Here is a 267-nt window from a genome sequence, read left to right as displayed (position 1 = left end):
AACGTAATATTGAGTTTAAGGCTGTTCTCGCTTACGAACCGAAGAAGTAGCCGTTGTGCGGGGAGTAATCCCATAAGCGCTAACTTAAGGGTTGTGGTATTACGCCTGATATGATTTAACGTGCCGATGAATTACTCTCACGATAACTGGTCAGCAATTCTGGCCCATATTGGTAAGCCCGAAGAACTGGATACTTCGGCACGTAATGCCGGGGCTCTAACCCGCCGCCGCGAAATTCGTGATGCTGCAACTCTGCTACGTCTGGGG

General features: G+C 49.4%; 1 pseudogene. It reads left to right on the top strand.

From position 1 onward, the window contains the following. Positions 1 to 126 precede the first annotated feature (126 nt). Positions 127 to 267: pseudogene (locus tag SB771_RS34800) on the top strand (IS4 family transposase); the annotation flags it as partial.

Source organism: Burkholderia sp. SIMBA_051, assembly GCF_046534915.1.
GTDB lineage: Bacteria > Pseudomonadota > Gammaproteobacteria > Burkholderiales > Burkholderiaceae > Burkholderia > Burkholderia ambifaria.
Note: the sequence above shows the minus strand (reverse complement) of the source record. Positions and strands in the feature narration are given on the sequence as shown.